The 15,846-nt window shown below is 71.3% G+C and carries 17 protein-coding genes; 5 read left to right on the top strand and 12 right to left on the bottom strand.

The genetic code is table 11. The annotated features are described in order from the left end of the window. Positions 1 to 5: 5 nt before the first annotated feature. The 4 genes from L2K70_RS02110 to L2K70_RS02095 all read left to right on the top strand — a co-directional run bounded on the left by L2K70_RS02110 (position 6) and on the right by L2K70_RS02095 (position 3,402). Complete coding sequence (locus L2K70_RS02110; protein WP_236398300.1) at positions 6 to 782, top strand: amino acid ABC transporter ATP-binding protein; 777 nt, start codon at positions 6 to 8, stop codon at positions 780 to 782. A 98-nt stretch (positions 783 to 880) separates the two neighbouring features. Continuing rightward, a complete protein-coding gene (locus tag L2K70_RS20905; RefSeq protein ID WP_268930017.1) occupies positions 881 to 1,771 on the top strand; it encodes a glutamate ABC transporter substrate-binding protein in 891 nt (296 codons plus the stop codon). Positions 1,772 to 1,855: 84 nt separating this feature from the next. Further along, complete coding sequence (locus tag L2K70_RS02100; RefSeq protein WP_236398297.1) at positions 1,856 to 2,539, top strand: amino acid ABC transporter permease; 684 nt, start codon at positions 1,856 to 1,858, stop codon at positions 2,537 to 2,539. Continuing rightward, the gene (locus L2K70_RS02095) at positions 2,539 to 3,402 is read left to right on the top strand and encodes an amino acid ABC transporter permease (protein ID WP_236398294.1); all 864 of its coding nucleotides are present in this window, start codon (positions 2,539 to 2,541) and stop codon (positions 3,400 to 3,402) included. Before L2K70_RS02100 ends, L2K70_RS02095 begins: the two co-directional genes overlap by 1 nt. Here the strand turns inward: L2K70_RS02095 and L2K70_RS02090 are convergent. From L2K70_RS02090 to L2K70_RS02075, 4 genes are all read right to left on the bottom strand, one after another. Beyond that, the gene (locus L2K70_RS02090; protein WP_236398291.1) at positions 3,399 to 3,875 is read right to left on the bottom strand and encodes a hotdog fold domain-containing protein; all 477 of its coding nucleotides are present in this window, start codon (positions 3,873 to 3,875) and stop codon (positions 3,399 to 3,401) included. The genes L2K70_RS02095 and L2K70_RS02090 overlap by 4 nt on opposite strands. An 80-nt stretch (positions 3,876 to 3,955) precedes the next feature. Next, positions 3,956 to 4,528: an ATP-binding protein gene (locus L2K70_RS02085; RefSeq protein ID WP_236398288.1), complete on the bottom strand. Its 573-nt coding sequence runs from the start codon at positions 4,526 to 4,528 to the stop codon at positions 3,956 to 3,958. A gap of 93 nt (positions 4,529 to 4,621) precedes the next feature. After that, positions 4,622 to 4,999, bottom strand: a complete 378-nt coding sequence (locus L2K70_RS02080; RefSeq protein ID WP_236398285.1) for a VOC family protein — start codon at positions 4,997 to 4,999, stop codon at positions 4,622 to 4,624. Beyond that, positions 4,996 to 5,799 (bottom strand): trans-aconitate 2-methyltransferase, encoded by an 804-nt coding sequence (locus L2K70_RS02075; RefSeq protein ID WP_236398283.1) that lies wholly within the window; start codon positions 5,797 to 5,799, stop codon positions 4,996 to 4,998. The genes L2K70_RS02080 and L2K70_RS02075 overlap by 4 nt, the downstream gene beginning before the upstream one ends. 187 nt (positions 5,800 to 5,986) lie before the next feature. On the opposite strand from L2K70_RS02075, the gene L2K70_RS02070 reads away from it, so the two are divergent. Next, positions 5,987 to 6,472, top strand: a complete 486-nt coding sequence (locus L2K70_RS02070) for a MarR family winged helix-turn-helix transcriptional regulator (RefSeq protein ID WP_236398280.1) — start codon at positions 5,987 to 5,989, stop codon at positions 6,470 to 6,472. 89 nt (positions 6,473 to 6,561) lie between these two features. On the opposite strand, the gene L2K70_RS02065 is transcribed toward L2K70_RS02070, so the two are convergent. The 8 genes from L2K70_RS02065 to rsmI all read right to left on the bottom strand — a co-directional run bounded on the left by L2K70_RS02065 (position 6,562) and on the right by rsmI (position 15,843). Further along, on the bottom strand, positions 6,562 to 8,358 hold the full coding sequence (locus L2K70_RS02065; protein WP_236398278.1) for an ABC-F family ATP-binding cassette domain-containing protein: 1,797 nt from the start codon (positions 8,356 to 8,358) through the stop codon (positions 6,562 to 6,564). A 186-nt stretch (positions 8,359 to 8,544) separates the two neighbouring features. Next, positions 8,545 to 10,086, bottom strand: a complete 1,542-nt coding sequence (locus L2K70_RS02060; protein ID WP_236398275.1) for a flotillin family protein — start codon at positions 10,084 to 10,086, stop codon at positions 8,545 to 8,547. 47 nt (positions 10,087 to 10,133) lie between these two features. Continuing rightward, complete coding sequence (locus tag L2K70_RS02055; protein WP_236398273.1) at positions 10,134 to 10,631, bottom strand: NfeD C-terminal domain-containing protein; 498 nt, start codon at positions 10,629 to 10,631, stop codon at positions 10,134 to 10,136. An 88-nt stretch (positions 10,632 to 10,719) separates the two neighbouring features. Then, complete coding sequence (locus tag L2K70_RS02050; protein WP_236398269.1) at positions 10,720 to 11,619, bottom strand: 4-(cytidine 5'-diphospho)-2-C-methyl-D-erythritol kinase; 900 nt, start codon at positions 11,617 to 11,619, stop codon at positions 10,720 to 10,722. Further along, positions 11,616 to 12,611, bottom strand: coding sequence for a 16S rRNA (adenine(1518)-N(6)/adenine(1519)-N(6))-dimethyltransferase RsmA (gene rsmA / locus L2K70_RS02045; protein ID WP_236398266.1), 996 nt, complete (start codon positions 12,609 to 12,611; stop codon positions 11,616 to 11,618). Before rsmA ends, L2K70_RS02050 begins: the two co-directional genes overlap by 4 nt. A gap of 106 nt (positions 12,612 to 12,717) precedes the next feature. Then, positions 12,718 to 13,848, bottom strand: a complete 1,131-nt coding sequence (locus L2K70_RS02035; RefSeq protein ID WP_308195710.1) for a resuscitation-promoting factor — start codon at positions 13,846 to 13,848, stop codon at positions 12,718 to 12,720. A 278-nt stretch (positions 13,849 to 14,126) separates the two neighbouring features. Next, positions 14,127 to 15,026, bottom strand: a complete 900-nt coding sequence (locus L2K70_RS02030; protein ID WP_236398263.1) for a TatD family hydrolase — start codon at positions 15,024 to 15,026, stop codon at positions 14,127 to 14,129. After that, a complete protein-coding gene (gene rsmI / locus L2K70_RS02025) occupies positions 15,013 to 15,843 on the bottom strand; it encodes a 16S rRNA (cytidine(1402)-2'-O)-methyltransferase (RefSeq protein ID WP_236398260.1) in 831 nt (276 codons plus the stop codon). Before rsmI ends, L2K70_RS02030 begins: the two co-directional genes overlap by 14 nt. Between the last annotated feature and the right edge of the window lie 3 nt (positions 15,844 to 15,846).

The following is a 15,846-nucleotide window of genomic DNA, read 5'->3' as shown; positions in this document are numbered from 1 at the left end:
CGCCTATGACCGCGCAGGAATCGGGATCCGTCACGGCCAGTCGGGGCGAGCCGCTCGTGGTGCTGAGCGACGTGCAGAAGCACTTCGGGCAGCTGCACGCTCTGAAGGACATCGACCTCACTGTCAACCGCGGCGAGGTCGTCGTGGTGATCGGGCCCTCCGGCTCCGGCAAGTCCACGCTGTGCCGCACGATCAACCGGCTCGAGACCATCGACGAGGGCACGATCACCCTCGACGGCCAGCCGCTGCCGCAGGAGGGCAAGGCGCTCGCCGCGCTCCGCGCCGAGGTCGGCATGGTCTTCCAGAGCTTCAACCTCTTCGCCCACAAGACGATCCTCGAGAACGTCACCCTCGGCCCGATCAAGGTGCGCGGGATGAAGAGGGACGAGGCGGAGAGGAAGGCGCGCGAGCTGCTCGACCGCGTCGGCGTCGGCCACCAGGCCGAGAAGTACCCCGCCCAGCTCTCCGGCGGCCAACAACAGCGCGTCGCGATCGCCCGCGCCCTGGCGATGGAGCCGAAGGTGATGCTCTTCGACGAGCCGACCTCGGCCCTCGACCCGGAGATGATCAAGGAGGTCCTCGACGTCATGGTCGACCTCGCCGAGCAGGGCATGACGATGATCGTGGTCACCCACGAGATGGGCTTCGCGCGCACGGCCGCGCACCGCGTCGTGTTCATGGCCGACGGGGCGATCGTGGAGGAGAACACCCCGGAGGAGTTCTTCACCCACCCGACCTCGGACCGGGCCAAGGACTTCCTCGGCAAGATCCTCAAGCACTGACGCCCCACCTCGGCACCCACAGACTCGGGAACACAGCACGTCCCATCCCCAGACACCCCCAGACGGCCTCTCGGGCCGCCGACAGAAGGAGAGCAAGGATGAGATTCACCAGGACCAAGGCGGTCATCGCCACGGCGGGGTTGGCCCTGTCACTCGCTGCCTGCGGCAACGCCGGTGAGGACTCGGAGGGCGTCGACGTCCAAGCCGACGAGAACGCTGCCTCCAGCTTCGACGACGGCACCCGGATGAAGGAGATCGCCGACGCCGGCACCATCAACGTCGGCGTGAAGTTCGACCAGCCCGGCCTCGGCTTCAACGAGACCGGCTCCGACATGCCGACGGGCTTCGACGTCGACATCGCGAAGATCCTCGTCGCCAGCCTCGGCATCGACCCCGACGACACGTCGAAGGTGAAGTACGTCGAGACGATCTCCGACAACCGCGAGCCCTTCCTCCAGGAGGGCAAGGTCGACCTCGTGCTGGCGTCGTACTCCATCACCGACGAGCGCCGCCAGGTCGTCGGCCAGACGGGTCCCTACATGCTCACCGGTCAGCAGCTGCTGGTGCCGGAGGACTCGGACGCCGAGGGCCCCGAGGACCTGCAGGGCAAGGAGGTCTGCTCGGTGACCGGGTCGACATCGCTCGAGAACGCCAAGGCGCAGGGCATGAAGCCGGTCGGCTTCGACACCTACAGCCAGTGCGTCGACAAGGTGCTCGACGGCACCGTGGAGGCGATGACGACAGACGGCACGATCCTCGCGGGGTACGCCGCGCAGAACGAGGGCCAGCTCAAGGTCGTCGGCGACCCGTTCTCCGAGGAGCGCATCGGCGTCGGCTACTCGAAGGACTACCCCGAGATGTGCCAGTGGATCAATGACACGCTCGAGAAGGCCAACGAGGACGGCACGTGGGCCGAGGCCTTCGAGGCCAACCTGGGCGCCTCCGGTGTCGAGACCCCGGATTTCCCGGAGCTCGACCCCTGCGAGTGAGCCACCCGCACCACTGACCGGTCCGGGCCCGCGCCTCGCGGGCCCGGGCCGACCACCGCCTGACCCCCGACCGAGAGGAGAGACGTGGACGCCGTCATCGAAAGCCTGCCCGACGTCTTCAAGGCCTTCGGCTACACCGTGCTGCTCTTCCTCGTGTCAGGGACGCTCTCGCTGATCGGCGGCACGCTCCTCGTCGCGATGCGGGTCGGGCCGATCGCCATCCTCAACAAGGCTGGCGCCGCCTACGTCACCCTGGTGCGCAACACCCCGCTGCTCGCGGTGTTCTTCTTCTTCTCGTTCGCTGCACCACGCATCGGCATCAACTTCAGGTGGGTCGACGTGCACATCGGCACGTTCGACTTCACGTCCTTCTTCTCCACCGCGGTCGTCGCGCTGACCCTCTACACGTCGACATTCGTTTGCGAGGCACTCCGCTCGGGCGTCAACGCCGTGCCGCTCGGTCAGGCCGAGGCTGCCCGCGCCATCGGGCTCCCCTTCGGCGGCGTGATGAGCCAGGTCGTGCTGCCGCAGGCCTTCCGTGCCTCGGTGCCTCCTGTGGCGAGCGCGTTGATCGCCCTGCTGAAGAACACGTCGGTCGCCGCCGTCTTCGGCGTCATCGAGGCCACCTCGCAGATGAAGTCGCTCACCAACAACAACGCCGACGAGCGCTGGGGCATCTTCCTCGCCTTCGCCATCGGCTACGTCGTGCTGGTCGAACTGGTCTCGCTCGCCGCCGGCACCCTCGAGCGTCGTTGGAGGATCGCGTAATGGCATCAGCAGTCCTGTTCGACTCACCCGGGCCGAAGACCGCCGCCCGACACCGCATCTACACGGTGGTCGCCGCGGTAGTCCTCATGCTGCTCGTCGCCTGGGTGCTCAAGCGGCTCAACGACGCCGGCCAGTTCGCGTACGAGCTGTGGGAGCCGTTCGTCACGCCCAACATCATGCAGGCGATCGGCGAGGCGTGGCTCGACACGTTGTCGATGGCCGGCTTGTCCGTCCTGGGCGCACTGGTGTTCGGCGTCGTCTTCGGTGTTGCCAAGCTCTCCGACCACAGGCCCGTGCGGTGGGCCAGCTGGCTGGTCGTCGAGTTCTTCCGGGCGGTGCCAGTCATCATGCTGATGATCTTCGCGTTCTACGCGGTCTTCAACTCGATGTCGATCGAGCGCGGTGCCTACTGGTCTGTGGTGCTGGCCCTCACCGTCTACAACGGCGCGGTGCTCGCCGAGGTCTTCCGGGCCGGCATCAACGCCCTCCCCAAGGGTCAGGCCGAGGCGGCGTACGCCATCGGCATGCGCAAGAGCCAGGTCATGAACATCGTCCTGCTCCCGCAGGCCGTCAAGATCATGGTGCCCGCGATCATCAGCCAGATGGTGGTGGCCCTCAAGGACACCAGCCTGATCCTCATCGTCTTCGGCGTCGGCCTGACGAAGATCCTCAAGCAGCTGCCGCTGAGCTTCAACAACCTCGTCCCGACGACGATCGTCATCGCCTTGCTCTACATCGTCACCAACCTCGTGCTGACGGCGATCGCAAGCTACGCGCAGAAGAAGTTCGTCGGCGAGAAGGAGATGCTCAAGGTCTCGATGGTCGGCGAAGCGGACCAGAACCAGTCGGCCGCAACGTTCTAGTGATTCTTCGTGGGCGACACCCAGAGCCGGATCTCGCCCTCGACCACCACGGTCCCGTCCGTACGGACCCCGCGCACGCGGACCGGCAGGTCGTACCCCTCACCGAGTTCGCGCGTCCACTGCTCGGGGTCGGTCTCCGCGACGCAGGTGATGTCGGAGCTGGCCTTGGCGGTGTAGGCGACCTCCATTCCCTTCGGGATCCAGCGCCGATCGCGCGGGATGGTCGCCTCGGCGAGCGCGCCCATCGCGGCCTCGAGGCCGTTGCACAGCGCGATCGCGTGGACGGTGCCGATGTGGTTGTGGACGCCCCGGCGATCGCGGATCACCAGCTCCGCGTGGTTCGGCTCGATCACGGTGAACCGCGGCCGGATGCTGGCGAAGTAGGGCGCCTTCTGGCTGAAGGCGAGCGAGAAGATCCGGTTGCCCAGCGGCAGGGCGGAGGTCTTCTTCCAGAGGTCCAGGACGGCAGGCATGGTGGTGAGGTTACCAGCCGGTAACCCCTATCTGAGGACGCCATGCACGAGTTCCGGCCCGATCCACGTACGTGGTGTCCTCAGAGGTCCGCCAGCCAGGCGAGGATGCGGTCCGCCGTCTCGTCCGCGGACAGGTCGGTGTTGTCGACGACGAGGTGGGGCCAGCCCCCGAGCAGTCGCTCCCCCGGCGCGTCCCGGCCGGGCTCGGAGGTCATCCGGTGGCCGGCCTCGAGCTCGCGGACGTTGTTGTCGGACCACTCCACGTCGCGCTTGGACTTCTTCTCAGCGAGCCGGTGCTCGGTGCGGTTGCGCACGAGCCGGGTGTCGAGGTCGGCGACGAGCTCGACGAGCGCGACGTCGTCGCCGAACGGGCGGGCGAGCTCGGCGAGGTAGTCGGCGTCGCCCTGGTCGTCCATGCCCATCACGAAGGTGAACACCAGGTCCGTGCCGGCCTCGGCCGCCTCCTCCATCACCCGTCGGCGGACCTCCTTGTTGAGGGTGTTGAAGGGCGGCGTCCCGTAGTCGAAGACGTCGAGGAGCATCTCGATCGTGTGGTGGTTGTGGAAGAGCCGGTACGACGACCGCGCGGCGACGGCGCGGCCGACCGTCATCTTCCCGACGGCGGGCGGGCCGAGGATCAGCAACAGGCTCACCGGGCGATCGTCCCCGATGACCGACGCCGACCGCACGTCGATATCTGAGGACGAGGTGGACGTGATCCGGGTCGGACCACGTGCACGGCGTCCTCAGGCGTCGGCGAGGACCTCGACCCGGTTCCCGTGGCCGTCGAAGGTGTGGAACCGCACGTGCCCCGGGAAGGTGTCGCGCTGGCTCTCGTCGACCTCGAAGCCGAGCCTCCTGAGCCGTTCGGCCACCTCGTCGAGGTCATCGACCACCAGCGCAGGGTGCGCCTTCCGAGCGGGCGTGAACGGCTCCTCGACGCCCACGTGCAGCTCGGCCGCGACCGCGCCCGAGTCGTCGTACGCCCGGAACCAGCAGCCGCCGCGAGCGACGAGGTCGGCCGGCTTGTCGACCTCGGTCATCCCGAGCCCGTCGCCGTAGAAGCGGCGCGCGCCGTGCTCGCCGCCCGGCGGGCAGGCGACCTGGACGTGGTGGAGCCTCATCCCACCCGCTCCCCGTCGGGCTTGCGCGCGACGACGAAGATGCGGCGGAACGGCAGGATGACGCGACCGTCGGCGTCCTCGGGATAGGCCTCGCGCAGGAGCGCGCGGAACTCCTCCTCGAACAGCGGCCGGAGGTCGTCGGGCAGCGCCTGCAGGGTCGGCCGGGCGCCCGTGCCGGACACCCAGTCGAACACCGGGTCCGACCCGGTCAGCACGTGCAAGTAGGTGGTCTCCCAGGCGTCCACCTCGCAGCCGAGGTCGAGCAGCACGCGTGAGTAGACGGCCGGGTCGTGGCTCGCCGGGACGCTGACACCGCGCGTGTGCGCGGCGTAGGGCTCGCGAGCGGCGAGCTCACTGCGGGTGGTGTGGCTGGGCTCGTCGAAGTTCCCGGGCACCTGGAAGGCGAACCAGCCGCCCGGGGCGACGCGGTCCACCAGGCCGGGCAGCAGGTCGAGGTGGTCCGGGACCCACTGGAGGGTGGCGTTGGAGACCAGTACGTCGACCGGCGCGCGCAGCGCCAGCGGGTCGGGGCGCGCCCACTCGCGCAGGTCGCCGACCTCCCACTCGATGCCGTCGATGCCCTCGGCCGCCGCGACCATCTCGGGGCTGCTGTCAACGCCGGCGACCTTCGCCTGCGGCCAGCGCGCGGCGAGCAGCGCGGTGAGGTTGCCCGGGCCGCACCCGAGGTCGACGACCGTGGCGGGGTTCTCGGCGGGCACCCGCGCGAGCAGGTCGACGAACGGCCGCCCCCGCTCGTCGGCGTAGGACAGGTAGCGGTCGGGGTCCCAGGTGTGGCTCATGGTCGTCTCCTCCGTGCCGGGCTCGGGGTAGTCCAGTGGGAATCTGCTGTCGAACAGCCTCGATGACAGCCAATTCTCACTGGACTACCCAGCGAAGTGTCTTGATGTCGAGATATTCACACCCTCGGCCACATCTATCTCGATGTCAAGATTCTCGACCGGATCGGTCGTCTGGCAGGATGTCGCCATGCGGGACGAGGTGGACGACCTGGTCGAGGCCTGGGGGCGCGAGCGCGGCGACCTCGACCTCGCGCCCGTCGAGGTCTTCTCCCGGATCAGCCGGCTGGCCCGCCACCTCGACCTCGCCCGCCGCGACGCCTTCACCGCGCACGGCATCGAGTCGTGGGAGTTCGACGTGCTCGCCGCGCTGCGCCGGGCCGGGACGCCGTACGAGCTCTCCCCCGGCCGCCTGCTCCGCGAGACCCTCGTGACCAGCGGCACCATGACCAACCGGGTCGACCGGCTCACCGCGCGCGGACTCGTCGAGCGGCTGCCCGATCCCAAGGACCGCCGGGGCGTGCTCGTCCGGCTGACCGCCGAGGGCAAGGCCGCCGTCGACGGCGCCTTCGAGGCGCTGCTCGCCGCCGAGGCCGACCTCCTCGCCGACCTGCCCGAGAAGCAGCGCACCCAGCTCGCCGGTCTCCTGCGCTCCCTGCTCGCGCCGTTCAGCTGATCCACGTCGGAGACGCGCAGGCATTGGTCAGCGCCTGCCTACGCTCCCGCGCTCAGGCGAGAGCGCGGCCGGCACCAATGCCTGCGCGCCTACTCGACGACCTCAGAAGCCTCGAGCCACTCCAGCTCGAGCTCGTCCTTCTCCGCGGCCAGCTCGCCGAGCTGGCTCCCGACCCGGGCCAGCAGGTCGTAGTCGCTGAGGTTGGCCTCCATCTCGGCGTGCAGCTCCGCCTCGCGTACGGCGATGCGCTCGAGCTGCTTCTCCACACGGGCCAGCACCTTGCGGGCCGCGCGGTCCTCCGCCGATCCGGGCCGCGCCTTGGCCGTCGCCGCCGGCGCTGCGTCATGCGACGGCGCACTCACCGGTTCGGGTTCGGATGACGCAGCGGCGACGGCCGAGGCGGCACGACGCTCGAGGTACTCGTCGACCCCGCGCGGCAGCATCGAGACCTGCCCGTCGCCGAGCAGCGCCCACACCGAGTCGGTGACGCGCTCGAGGAAGTAGCGGTCGTGCGAGACCACGATCAACGTGCCGGGCCAGCTGTCGAGGAAGTCCTCGAGCACGTTGAGGGTGTCGATGTCGAGGTCGTTGGTCGGCTCGTCGAGCAGCAGGACGTTGGGCTCGGTCAGCAGCAGCTTGAGCAGCTGGAAGCGCCGGCGCTCGCCACCGGACAGGTCGCCGAGCCGGGCGGTGAGCCGGTCGCCGGTGAAGCCGAACCGCTCGAGCATCGACGTCGCGGTGATCTCCTGCCCGTCGAGGGTCTTGGTGACGCGCCGGATCGACTCGACCGTCGGCAGGACGCGCGCCTCGGGGTCGATCTCGTCGAGCGCCTGGGTGAGGTGCTGCATCGCGACCGTGCGGCCGTGCCGTACGCGCCCGACGCTGGGCGGCAGGGCACCGGAGATCAGGGACAGCAGCGAGGTCTTGCCGGCACCGTTGACGCCGACGATACCGATGCGGTCGCCCGGACCGATCCGCCAGGTGGCGTGGTCGAGCAGCACCTTGTCGCCGCGCGCGAGGTCGACGTCCTCGATGTCGATGACGTCCTTGCCGAGCCGCTGGCTGGCGAAGCGCTGGAGCTCCATCCGGTCGCGGGGCGGGGGTACGTCGTCGATGAGGGCGTTGGCCGCGTCGATGCGGAACTTCGGCTTGGACGTCCGCGCCGGCGGGCCGCGCCGCAGCCAGGCGAGCTCCTTGCGGGCGAGGTTCATCCGGCGCGTCTCCGACGCCGCGGCCTGCCGCTGGCGCTCGGCCTTCGCGAGGACGTAGGCCGCGTAGCCGCCCTCGTAGGAGTCGACCGCGCCGTCGTGCACCTCCCACGTCGTCTGGCAGACCTCGTCGAGGAACCACCGGTCGTGGGTGACGACGATCAGCGCGCTCGGCAGCGTGACGAGGTGCGAGGCGAGCCACGCGACGGCCTCGACGTCGAGGTGGTTGGTCGGCTCGTCGAGCACGATCAGGTCGTGGCGCGAGAGCAGCAGCGCGGCCAGCGCGCAGCGGCGGCGCTCGCCGCCGGACAGCCCGACCACCGCGCGGTCGAGGGTCACGCCGGCGAGCAGCTCGTCGACCACCTGCCGGGTCGTGGGGTCGGCGGCCCACTCGTGGTCCGCACGCCCGCCGAGCACCGCCTCGCGCACGGTGTGGCTGTCGACGAGCTCGTCGCCCTGGTGGAGGTAGCCGATCTCGACGCCGCGGGTGCGGGACACCCGGCCGGAGTCCGGCTCCTCGATGCCGGTCATCACCTCGAGCAGGGTGGTCTTGCCGTCGCCGTTGCGCCCGACGATGCCGACGCGCTCCCCCACGGAGATGCCGAGCGAGACGTCGGCGAGCAGCGGCCGGACGCCGTAGGACTTCGAGACGCGCTCGAGGTTGATCAGGTTCGCCATGTCGGGGTCGATCCTCTCAGGCGACCCCTGGCGCGGGCGGATCGGCGTACGCCTGGGGGCGGGGCGGTGAGTGAGGGGGATCCGGACGCCCCGGAATCCTCCTCACGCACCGCTCGCGTGGGTGAGAGGTGGTCGAGCCACATTCGCCGGTTGCAGAATGTGGCTGGACCACCGCTCGACAGGAGATCAGGCCTTGTCGTCCTCGGCAGGAGCCGACGCCGGGGCGGCCTCCACCGCGGCCGGGGCTCCGGTGGTGGTGGCGTACTTCTGGATCAGCGACTCGATGTCGAGGCCCGTGGTCGTCTTGAGCAGCTCCATGGTCTGGACGAGGTTGTTGCTGACCTGGCGCGGCAGCTCGCCGGCGCCGTCGGCCGAGATCACGGTGAGCTTGTCGATGCCGGTCATCGGGCGGGCCAGCTCGGCGGCCACCTTCGGCAGCACCTCGACGAGCATCTGCAGCACGGCGGCCTCGTTGTAGCCCGCGAACGCCTCGGCCTTCTTGTCCATCGCCTCGGCCTCGGCCTGGCCGGCCGCGAGGATGGCGGCGGCCTGGGCCTCACCCTCGGCGCGTACGGCGTCCGCCTCCGCGACGCGGCGCGCCTTCTCGGCCTCGCCGCGCTTGGCGCCCTCGATGGCCTCGGCCTCGGCGAGCGCCGAACGGCGGGACTTCTCGCCCTCACCGGTCAGTCGCGCCTTCTCGGCGTCGGCCTCGGCGGCGGCGATCGAGGCGGCCTTCTTGGCCTCGGCCTCGAGGATCTGCGAGTTGCGGCGACCCTGTGCCTCGGTCTCGACGCGGTAGCGCTCGGCGTCGGCGGGCTTGCGGACCTCGGTGTCGAGCTCGCGCTCCTTGAGCGCGGCCTGCCGCACGGCGACCTTCTCCTGCTCGAGCAGGATCGCCTGGTCGCGGTCGGCCTGCGCGAGCGGACCGGCGGCGGAGGCCTGGGCGTTGGCGGCGTCGGTCTCGGCCTTGATCTCGGCGTTCTTGAGCGCGAGCGCGCGCTGGGTGACCGCGATCTCCTGCTCCGCGGCGATGCGGGCCTGCTCGGCGGCCTGCCGGGCGTTCGCCTCGGCGATCGACGCGAGCTGGTTGAGCTTGGCCGCCTCGGGACGACCGAGGTCGGCGAGGTAGGACCCGTCGTCGGTGATGTCCTGGATCTGGAAGGTGTCGAGCACCAGGCCCTGGCCCGTCAGCGACGACTCCGACTCCTCGGCCACCCGCTGCGCGAAGGCGGCGCGGTCGCGGATGATCTGCTCGACCGACATCGAGCCGACGATCGAGCGGAGCGCACCGGCGAGGACCTCCTGGGTGAAGGTCTCGATCTCGGCCTGCTGGCTCAGGAAGCGCTGGCCCGCGGCGCGGATCGAGTCCTCGTTGCCGCCGACCTTGACGATCGCGACGCCGTCGAGGTTGAGCTTGATGCCCTGGCCCGACACCGCACCGCGGATCTGCACCGAGATCCGGCGCGAGGAGAGGTCGAGGATGGCGAGGCGCTGGACGAACGGGATGACGAACACGCCGCCGCCCATGACGACCTTCTGGCCGGACAGGTCGGTGGAGATCTCCCCGGTCTCCGGGTTGCGCACCTCGCCCTTGCCCTTGCGCCCGGTGATGATGAACGACTCGTTGGGGCCGGCCACCTTGTAGCGGGTGACGACCAGCAGCGCGAGGAGCACCAGGAGGACGACGAGGCCGATCACAGCGGTGACGACGGCGGACAGACCGAACATGGGTGGGGCTCCTAGCGAGTGGCGTACGACGGACGGGTCAGGGCTGGTCAGGGCAGGAAGAGCGGCTCGACGTGGACGGCGGTCGGCGAGATGACCGAGGTGACGCTCACCTGGGTGCCGGCCTCGACCGGGACGCTCGAGCGGGCGTTGAGCCGGGTGAGGTGCCCACCGACGCTGACCGAGACGACGCCGAAGCCGTCGGCGGGGATCGCGCTGACGACGGTGGCGATCTTCTCGAGCATGTCGGAGGTGCGGACGGTGTCGGTCTCCCCCGAGCCATGGAGGTACGCCGACGCCTTGGCGGCCGCGGCACCCAGCAGCACCCCGAGCACCAGGCCGATGACGACGGCGAGGGTCGTGGACCCGGTGGCCGACAGCGCGATGGCGCCGCCGAAGCCGAGGGCGCCGAGGAAGCCCGCGAGCGCCTCGGTCGAGAAGAACCCGGCGCTGAGTCCCTCGAAGGCGCCGTCGAGCACGTCGCCGAGCACGAGCGCCACCACCAGCAGCACCACCCCGAGCGCGCCGAGCAGCAGGAACACGGTCACGATGCTCTCCCCCGGTCAATCAGCGCGACGTCGCGCACACCCTAGCGGGTGATCACCCCGCCCGGGAGAGGACGCGGGAAGCCGCGGATCAGGCGACGACGTGGGCCCCGGCGACCGGGCCGGTGGCGGTCAGCACGACCTCGTGACCGGCGCCCGCCAGGCTCGCAGCGGTCTCGCGCGCACCCTCGGCGGAGTCACAGAGGAAGACGACCGTCGGCCCCGACCCGCTGACGATCCCGCGGAGCGCACCCTCGGCCTCGCCCAGCGCGATCAGCTCGCCCAGCTCGGGGCGCAGGTCGATCGCCGGCTCCTGCAGGTCGTTGTGCAGCGCCCGCGCCAGTCGTACGGGCTCGCCCGACGCCAGTGCCGCCAGCAGCGCGTCCGCCGGGGCGGGCACCTCCGGGGCGTCCGGTCGCATCGTGTCGAAGTGGCGGTAGACCACCGGCGTCGACAGGCCGACGGGCGCCGGTACGGCGACCCACCACCACGCGCCGCGGTCGTCGACGGGGGTCACGAGCTCGCCGCGGCCCACGCCGCGCGCCGTACCGCCCACGAGGGAGAACGGGATGTCGCTGCCCAGCTCCGCGGCCATCGCCAGCAGGTCGTCGTCCGGGGTGCCGAGACCCCAGAGGCGGTCGCAGGCGACGAGGGCCGCCGCCGCGTCGGCCGAGCCGCCCGCCATCCCGCCCGCGACCGGGATGTCCTTGCGGACCTCGAAGGCGCCGGTGGGCTTCCTGCCCGACCGCTCCGCGAGGAGCCGGGCCGCGCGGAGGACGATGTTGTCGGACCCGTCGGGTACGACGGCGGGGTCGATGTGGTCGGCGACGAGGGTCGTCAGGGTGAGGTCGCCGGCGTCAGCCAGCGACAGGTCGTCGTGGATCCCGATCGCCTGGTAGACGGTGTCGAGCGGGTGGAAGCCGTCGTCGCGGGCCCGGCCGACACCGAGGTGCAGGTTGATCTTGGCGGCCGCGCGGACGGTGATGCTCACACTGGCCCTTGGTCTCGTGACGGGCGCTGCGCGCCCTCCTCGACCAGCGGGAGCGACGGGCGCTGCGCGCCCTCCTCGACCAGCGGTAGTGACGGGCGCTGCGCGCCCTCCTCGACCAGCGCCGAGCCGTGCGCCGCCAGGCCCTCGGCGATGCGCGCGAAGTCCTCGACCGTGAGCACCTCACCGCGGGCGGTGGGGTCGACGCCGGCGGACTCGAGGGCGGCGGTGGCGACCTCTGCCGAGCCGGCGAGCCCGCGCAGCGCGGCGCGGACCTGCTTGCGGCGCTGGGCGAACGCGGCGTCGACGACGGCGAAGACCTGCTGCCGGGTCGCGGTGGTGACCGGCGGCTCGCGTCGGGTCCAGGCGACCAGCCCGGAGTCGACGTTGGGGGCCGGCCAGAACACGTTGCGCCCGATCGCCCCCGCGCGTCGTACGTCCGCGAACCATGCCGCCTTCACGCTCGGCACGCCGTAGGTCTTCGACCCCGGGCCGGCGGCGAGCCGGTCGGCCACCTCGGCCTGCACCATGACCAGCCCGCGCTCGAGCGAGGGCAGGAGCGTGAGCAGGTGGATGAGCACGGGCACCGAGACGTTGTAGGGGAGGTTGGCCACGAGGGCCGTGGGCGCGGGGCCGGGCAGCTCCTCGACGCGCATCGCGTCGGCGAGCACGACCTCGAACGCGTCCACCTGCGCGGGGGCGTACTCCGCGATCGTGGCCGGCAGCCGCTCCGCGAGGAGCGGGTCGACCTCGATCGCGATGACGCGCCGCGCCACCTCGAGCAGCGCGAGGGTCAGCGAGCCGAGTCCGGGACCGACCTCGACGACGACGTCGGCGCCGGTGACGCCGGACTCGCGCACAATCCGGCGCACGGTGTTGGCGTCGATCACGAAGTTCTGCCCGCGCTGCTTGGTCGGGCGGAGGTCCAGCCCGGCCGCCAGCGAACGCACCTCGGCCGGCCCGAGGAGCCTCGGGCCGGCCGGGGTGGTGGTCATGGGCGTCAGCCTAGTCATCGCTGTAACGCCGGGTCAGGTGCTGTACCCACCCCGGAGCAACGTAGGGGGTAGAGCCGCTAACCCGGCGTTACAGGGGGTACGGCGATCAGCGGGGCAGGCCGAGCTTGGCCGCGCAGCCGGGCCAGGCGCCGTAGCCGCCGGAGGCGTCGCGCAGCTTGGTGGCGATGGCGATCTGGGTCTCCCGCGAGGCCTGGCTCGGCAGGCCGGTGCCGCCGTAGGCCTGCCACGTGCCCAGGTTGAACTGGAGGCCGCCGTAGTAGCCGTTGCCGGTGTTGATCGCCCAGTTGCCGCCGGACTCGCAGCGGGCCAGGGCGTCCCAGACGGTGCTGCCACCGGCGAAGTTGGAGGTGACCTCCTCCTTCGTGCCGACGCGGACGATCGTCGGGACGGCCTTCTGCGTGACGGAGGCGGTGACGACCTTGCGCGCGACCAGCTTCCCGTTGACGAAGCGGAGGCGGTAGGTGACCGCACGGACCCCGTCGGAACCGGCGCGCACGACCTCCTCCTCGCCCTCGAGCATGGTCGGGTCCTCACGCTGGATGACCGGCGCGTCGACGATCTCGCGCTTCACCTTCCTGGTCGCGATGCGGATGTCCTTGACGACGACCTCGTCGCCGTCGGAGATCTCGGTGGTCAGCGACGGGGTGACCTTGTCGTGCCGGTCGACCTCGAAGCCCATCTGGTCGAGCACGTCGGCGACGGTGAGCGCGGCGATCTTCCGCTTCTCCAGGTCCTTCGCGCCGAGCTTGATGCGCACGACCTTGGGGGTGACGACGTCGAGGCTCATTCCCCTGCGACTGATCGAGGAGCTGCGGCTCGTCGACAGGTCGGCGCCGTCGAAGCGGCGGCCGATCTCGCTGAGCGCGCTGGCGACGCTGGTCGAGGTGACCCAGTACGTCCGGGTGGTGCCGTCGACAGACAGCTCGAGCGGTCGGCCGAACTGCACGGCGATGGCCGTGCCGTCGGTGACCGGCTCGTCGACCGCGGGGGCCACCAGGTCCTTGTCCGTGACGTCGATGCCCTGGGCGGCGAGCACGTCGCCGACGGTGTCCCCGATGGCGCTGACCTGCCGGGTCCGGCCGTCGAGGGTGAGGGTCACGTCCTTGCTGAGGGCGGCGTAGCCGACCGTCGTACCTCCGACGGCGGCGACGACGACGGCGACGAGGGTCGCCAGCACCATCTTGGACCTGCTGAGCTGCGCGAGACGAGAGCGCACGATTCTCCGAACGTCGTACTCCCCGGGCCTCGGGCGGCAGCACCCCCCGACCGGCGGTGCGCAGCACCCAGCGGGGGCGTACGACGTGCGAGCGGGGGTCTCGCAGGACCGGCCCGAACCGGTCCTTCTGTGCTGCCGGAAACACTCCGATCCCGGCTGACAATCACAAGACGATAACGACGGAGGGCGGTGTCGCAAACTCGAACGCCCGAAATCGGTGGAGACTCCGGTCACCCCGGTGAATGCCACCGACGTGGTTCGCGACGGTCGGCGGAGGGCTACCAGCCGCCCCCGAAGGCCGTCTCGGTGGTGGAGTCGATGGCCCGGCAGAGCTCCTCGAGGTCGGCGTCGAGCACCTCGGCCATCGCCCGCACGGTGAGCGGGACGAGGTAGGAGGCGTTGGGCCGGCCGCGGTACGGCGTCGGGGTGAGGTAGGGCGCGTCGGTCTCGACGAGCACCCGGTCGAGCGGCGTGATCGCGAGCGCGTCCCGCAGCGCCTGGGCGTTCTTGAAGGTGACCGTGCCGGCGAAGCTGAGGTGGGCGCCGCGGTCCAGGCAGCGGCGGGCGAACGCCTCGTCACCGGAGAAGCAGTGCATCACCCAGCGCTCCGGCGCGCCCTCCTCGTCGAGGATCCGCAGCACGTCGTCGTGGGCGTCGCGGTCGTGGATGACCAGCGTCCGGCCGAGCCGCTTGGCGATGTCGATGTGCCGGCGGAAGCTCTCCTCCTGCACGGCCCGGCCGTCCTCGCCGGTGCGGAAGGTGTCGAGCCCGGTCTCGCCCACCGCGCGCACCTTGTCGTGCGCGGCGGCGAGGCGCTCGATCTCCTCGAGCGCCGCGTCGAGCTGGCCCGCGGCGGCGAGCCGGGGCGCCTCGTTGGGGTGCAGCGCGACCCCGGCGATCAAGGCGTCGTGCTCGGCCGCGGCCTGCACGGCCCACCGTGCGCCGGGCAGGTCGCAGCCGATCTGCACGATGCGAGGGACCCCCACGGCCGCGGCGGCCGCGATGGCGTCGGCGGTCGCGGTCCAGTCACCGTCGGCGATGTCGAGGTGGCAGTGGTTGTCCACGACGGGGTGGGGCAACGGCTCCGGCGCGGGCGGGCGCTCGCGGTCGCGGCGAGCGCCGGACTTCTCCTCGGTCGCAGCACGACTGCGGGTCGGCCCCTGCTCAGCGGTGGACAACGTCGTACACCTCCCGCTTGGGCAGCCCGGCCCGCTTCGCCACCTCCGCGATCGCCTCCTTGCGGGTCGACCCCGAGGCCTCCAGGTCGGCAACGGCAGCGCGCAGCGAGCCGGGGTCGGTGTCGACCGCGGGGCCGCCGCTCGACCCCTCGACGACGATCGTCACCTCACCGCGTACGCCGTCCGCGGCCCACGCGACGAGCTCGGCCAGCGGGCCGCGGCGTACCTCCTCGTGGGTCTTGGTCAGCTCCCGGCAGACGGCGGCGGGGCGGTCGTCGCCCAGCGCCTCGGCCATCGCGGCGAGGGCGGCCTCGGTGCGGTGGGGCGCCTCGAAGAAGACCATCGTCCGCTCCTCCGTCGAGAGCGCGGCGAGGCGTCGGCCGCGCTCACCGGCCTTGCGGGGCAGGAAGCCCTCGAAGCAGAACCGGTCGACCGGGAGCCCGCTGACGGCGAGCGCCGTGAGGACCGCGCTCGGTCCGGGGACGGCGGTGACGCGCACGTCGTGCTCGACGGCCGCGGCCACCAGCCGGTAGCCGGGGTCCGAGACGCTGGGCATCCCGGCGTCGGTCACGAGCACCACCCGCTCGCCGGCCAGCAGCGCCTCCAGCAGCACCGGCGTCCGCGCCTGCTCGTTGCCCTCGAAGTAGGAGACGACCCGACCCGACAGCGTGATGCCGACGTCGGCGCAGAGCCGCTTGAGCCGGCGGGTGTCCTCGGCGGCGACCACGTCGGCGCCCGACAGCTCCGCCGCGAGCCTCGGCGGCGCGTCGCCCGCCTGCCCGATCGGGGTGCCCGCGAGGACCAGGACGCCAGCCATGAC

Source organism: Nocardioides potassii (assembly GCF_021648885.1).
In the GTDB taxonomy this organism is placed as follows: Bacteria; Actinomycetota; Actinomycetes; order Propionibacteriales; family Nocardioidaceae; genus Nocardioides; species Nocardioides potassii.
Note: the sequence above shows the minus strand (reverse complement) of the source record. Positions and strands in the feature narration are given on the sequence as shown.

Bases quoted from the DNA above. Each gene is read 5' to 3' on its own strand.
- L2K70_RS02110 (WP_236398300.1), top strand. From the start codon at position 6: ATGACCGCGCAGGAATCGGGATCCGTCACGGCCAGTCGGGGCGAGCCG.
- L2K70_RS20905 (WP_268930017.1), top strand. From the start codon at position 881: ATGAGATTCACCAGGACCAAGGCGGTCATCGCCACGGCGGGGTTGGCC.
- L2K70_RS02095 (WP_236398294.1), top strand. From the start codon at position 2,539: ATGGCATCAGCAGTCCTGTTCGACTCACCCGGGCCGAAGACCGCCGCC.
- L2K70_RS02090 (WP_236398291.1), bottom strand. From the start codon at position 3,875: ATGCCTGCCGTCCTGGACCTCTGGAAGAAGACCTCCGCCCTGCCGCTG.
- L2K70_RS02080 (WP_236398285.1), bottom strand. From the start codon at position 4,999: ATGAGGCTCCACCACGTCCAGGTCGCCTGCCCGCCGGGCGGCGAGCAC.
- L2K70_RS02075 (WP_236398283.1), bottom strand. From the start codon at position 5,799: ATGAGCCACACCTGGGACCCCGACCGCTACCTGTCCTACGCCGACGAG.
- L2K70_RS02070 (WP_236398280.1), top strand. From the start codon at position 5,987: ATGCGGGACGAGGTGGACGACCTGGTCGAGGCCTGGGGGCGCGAGCGC.
- L2K70_RS02065 (WP_236398278.1), bottom strand. From the start codon at position 8,358: ATGGCGAACCTGATCAACCTCGAGCGCGTCTCGAAGTCCTACGGCGTC.
- L2K70_RS02060 (WP_236398275.1), bottom strand. From the start codon at position 10,086: ATGTTCGGTCTGTCCGCCGTCGTCACCGCTGTGATCGGCCTCGTCGTC.
- rsmA (WP_236398266.1), bottom strand. From the start codon at position 12,611: ATGACCACCACCCCGGCCGGCCCGAGGCTCCTCGGGCCGGCCGAGGTG.
- rsmI (WP_236398260.1), bottom strand. From the start codon at position 15,843: ATGGCTGGCGTCCTGGTCCTCGCGGGCACCCCGATCGGGCAGGCGGGC.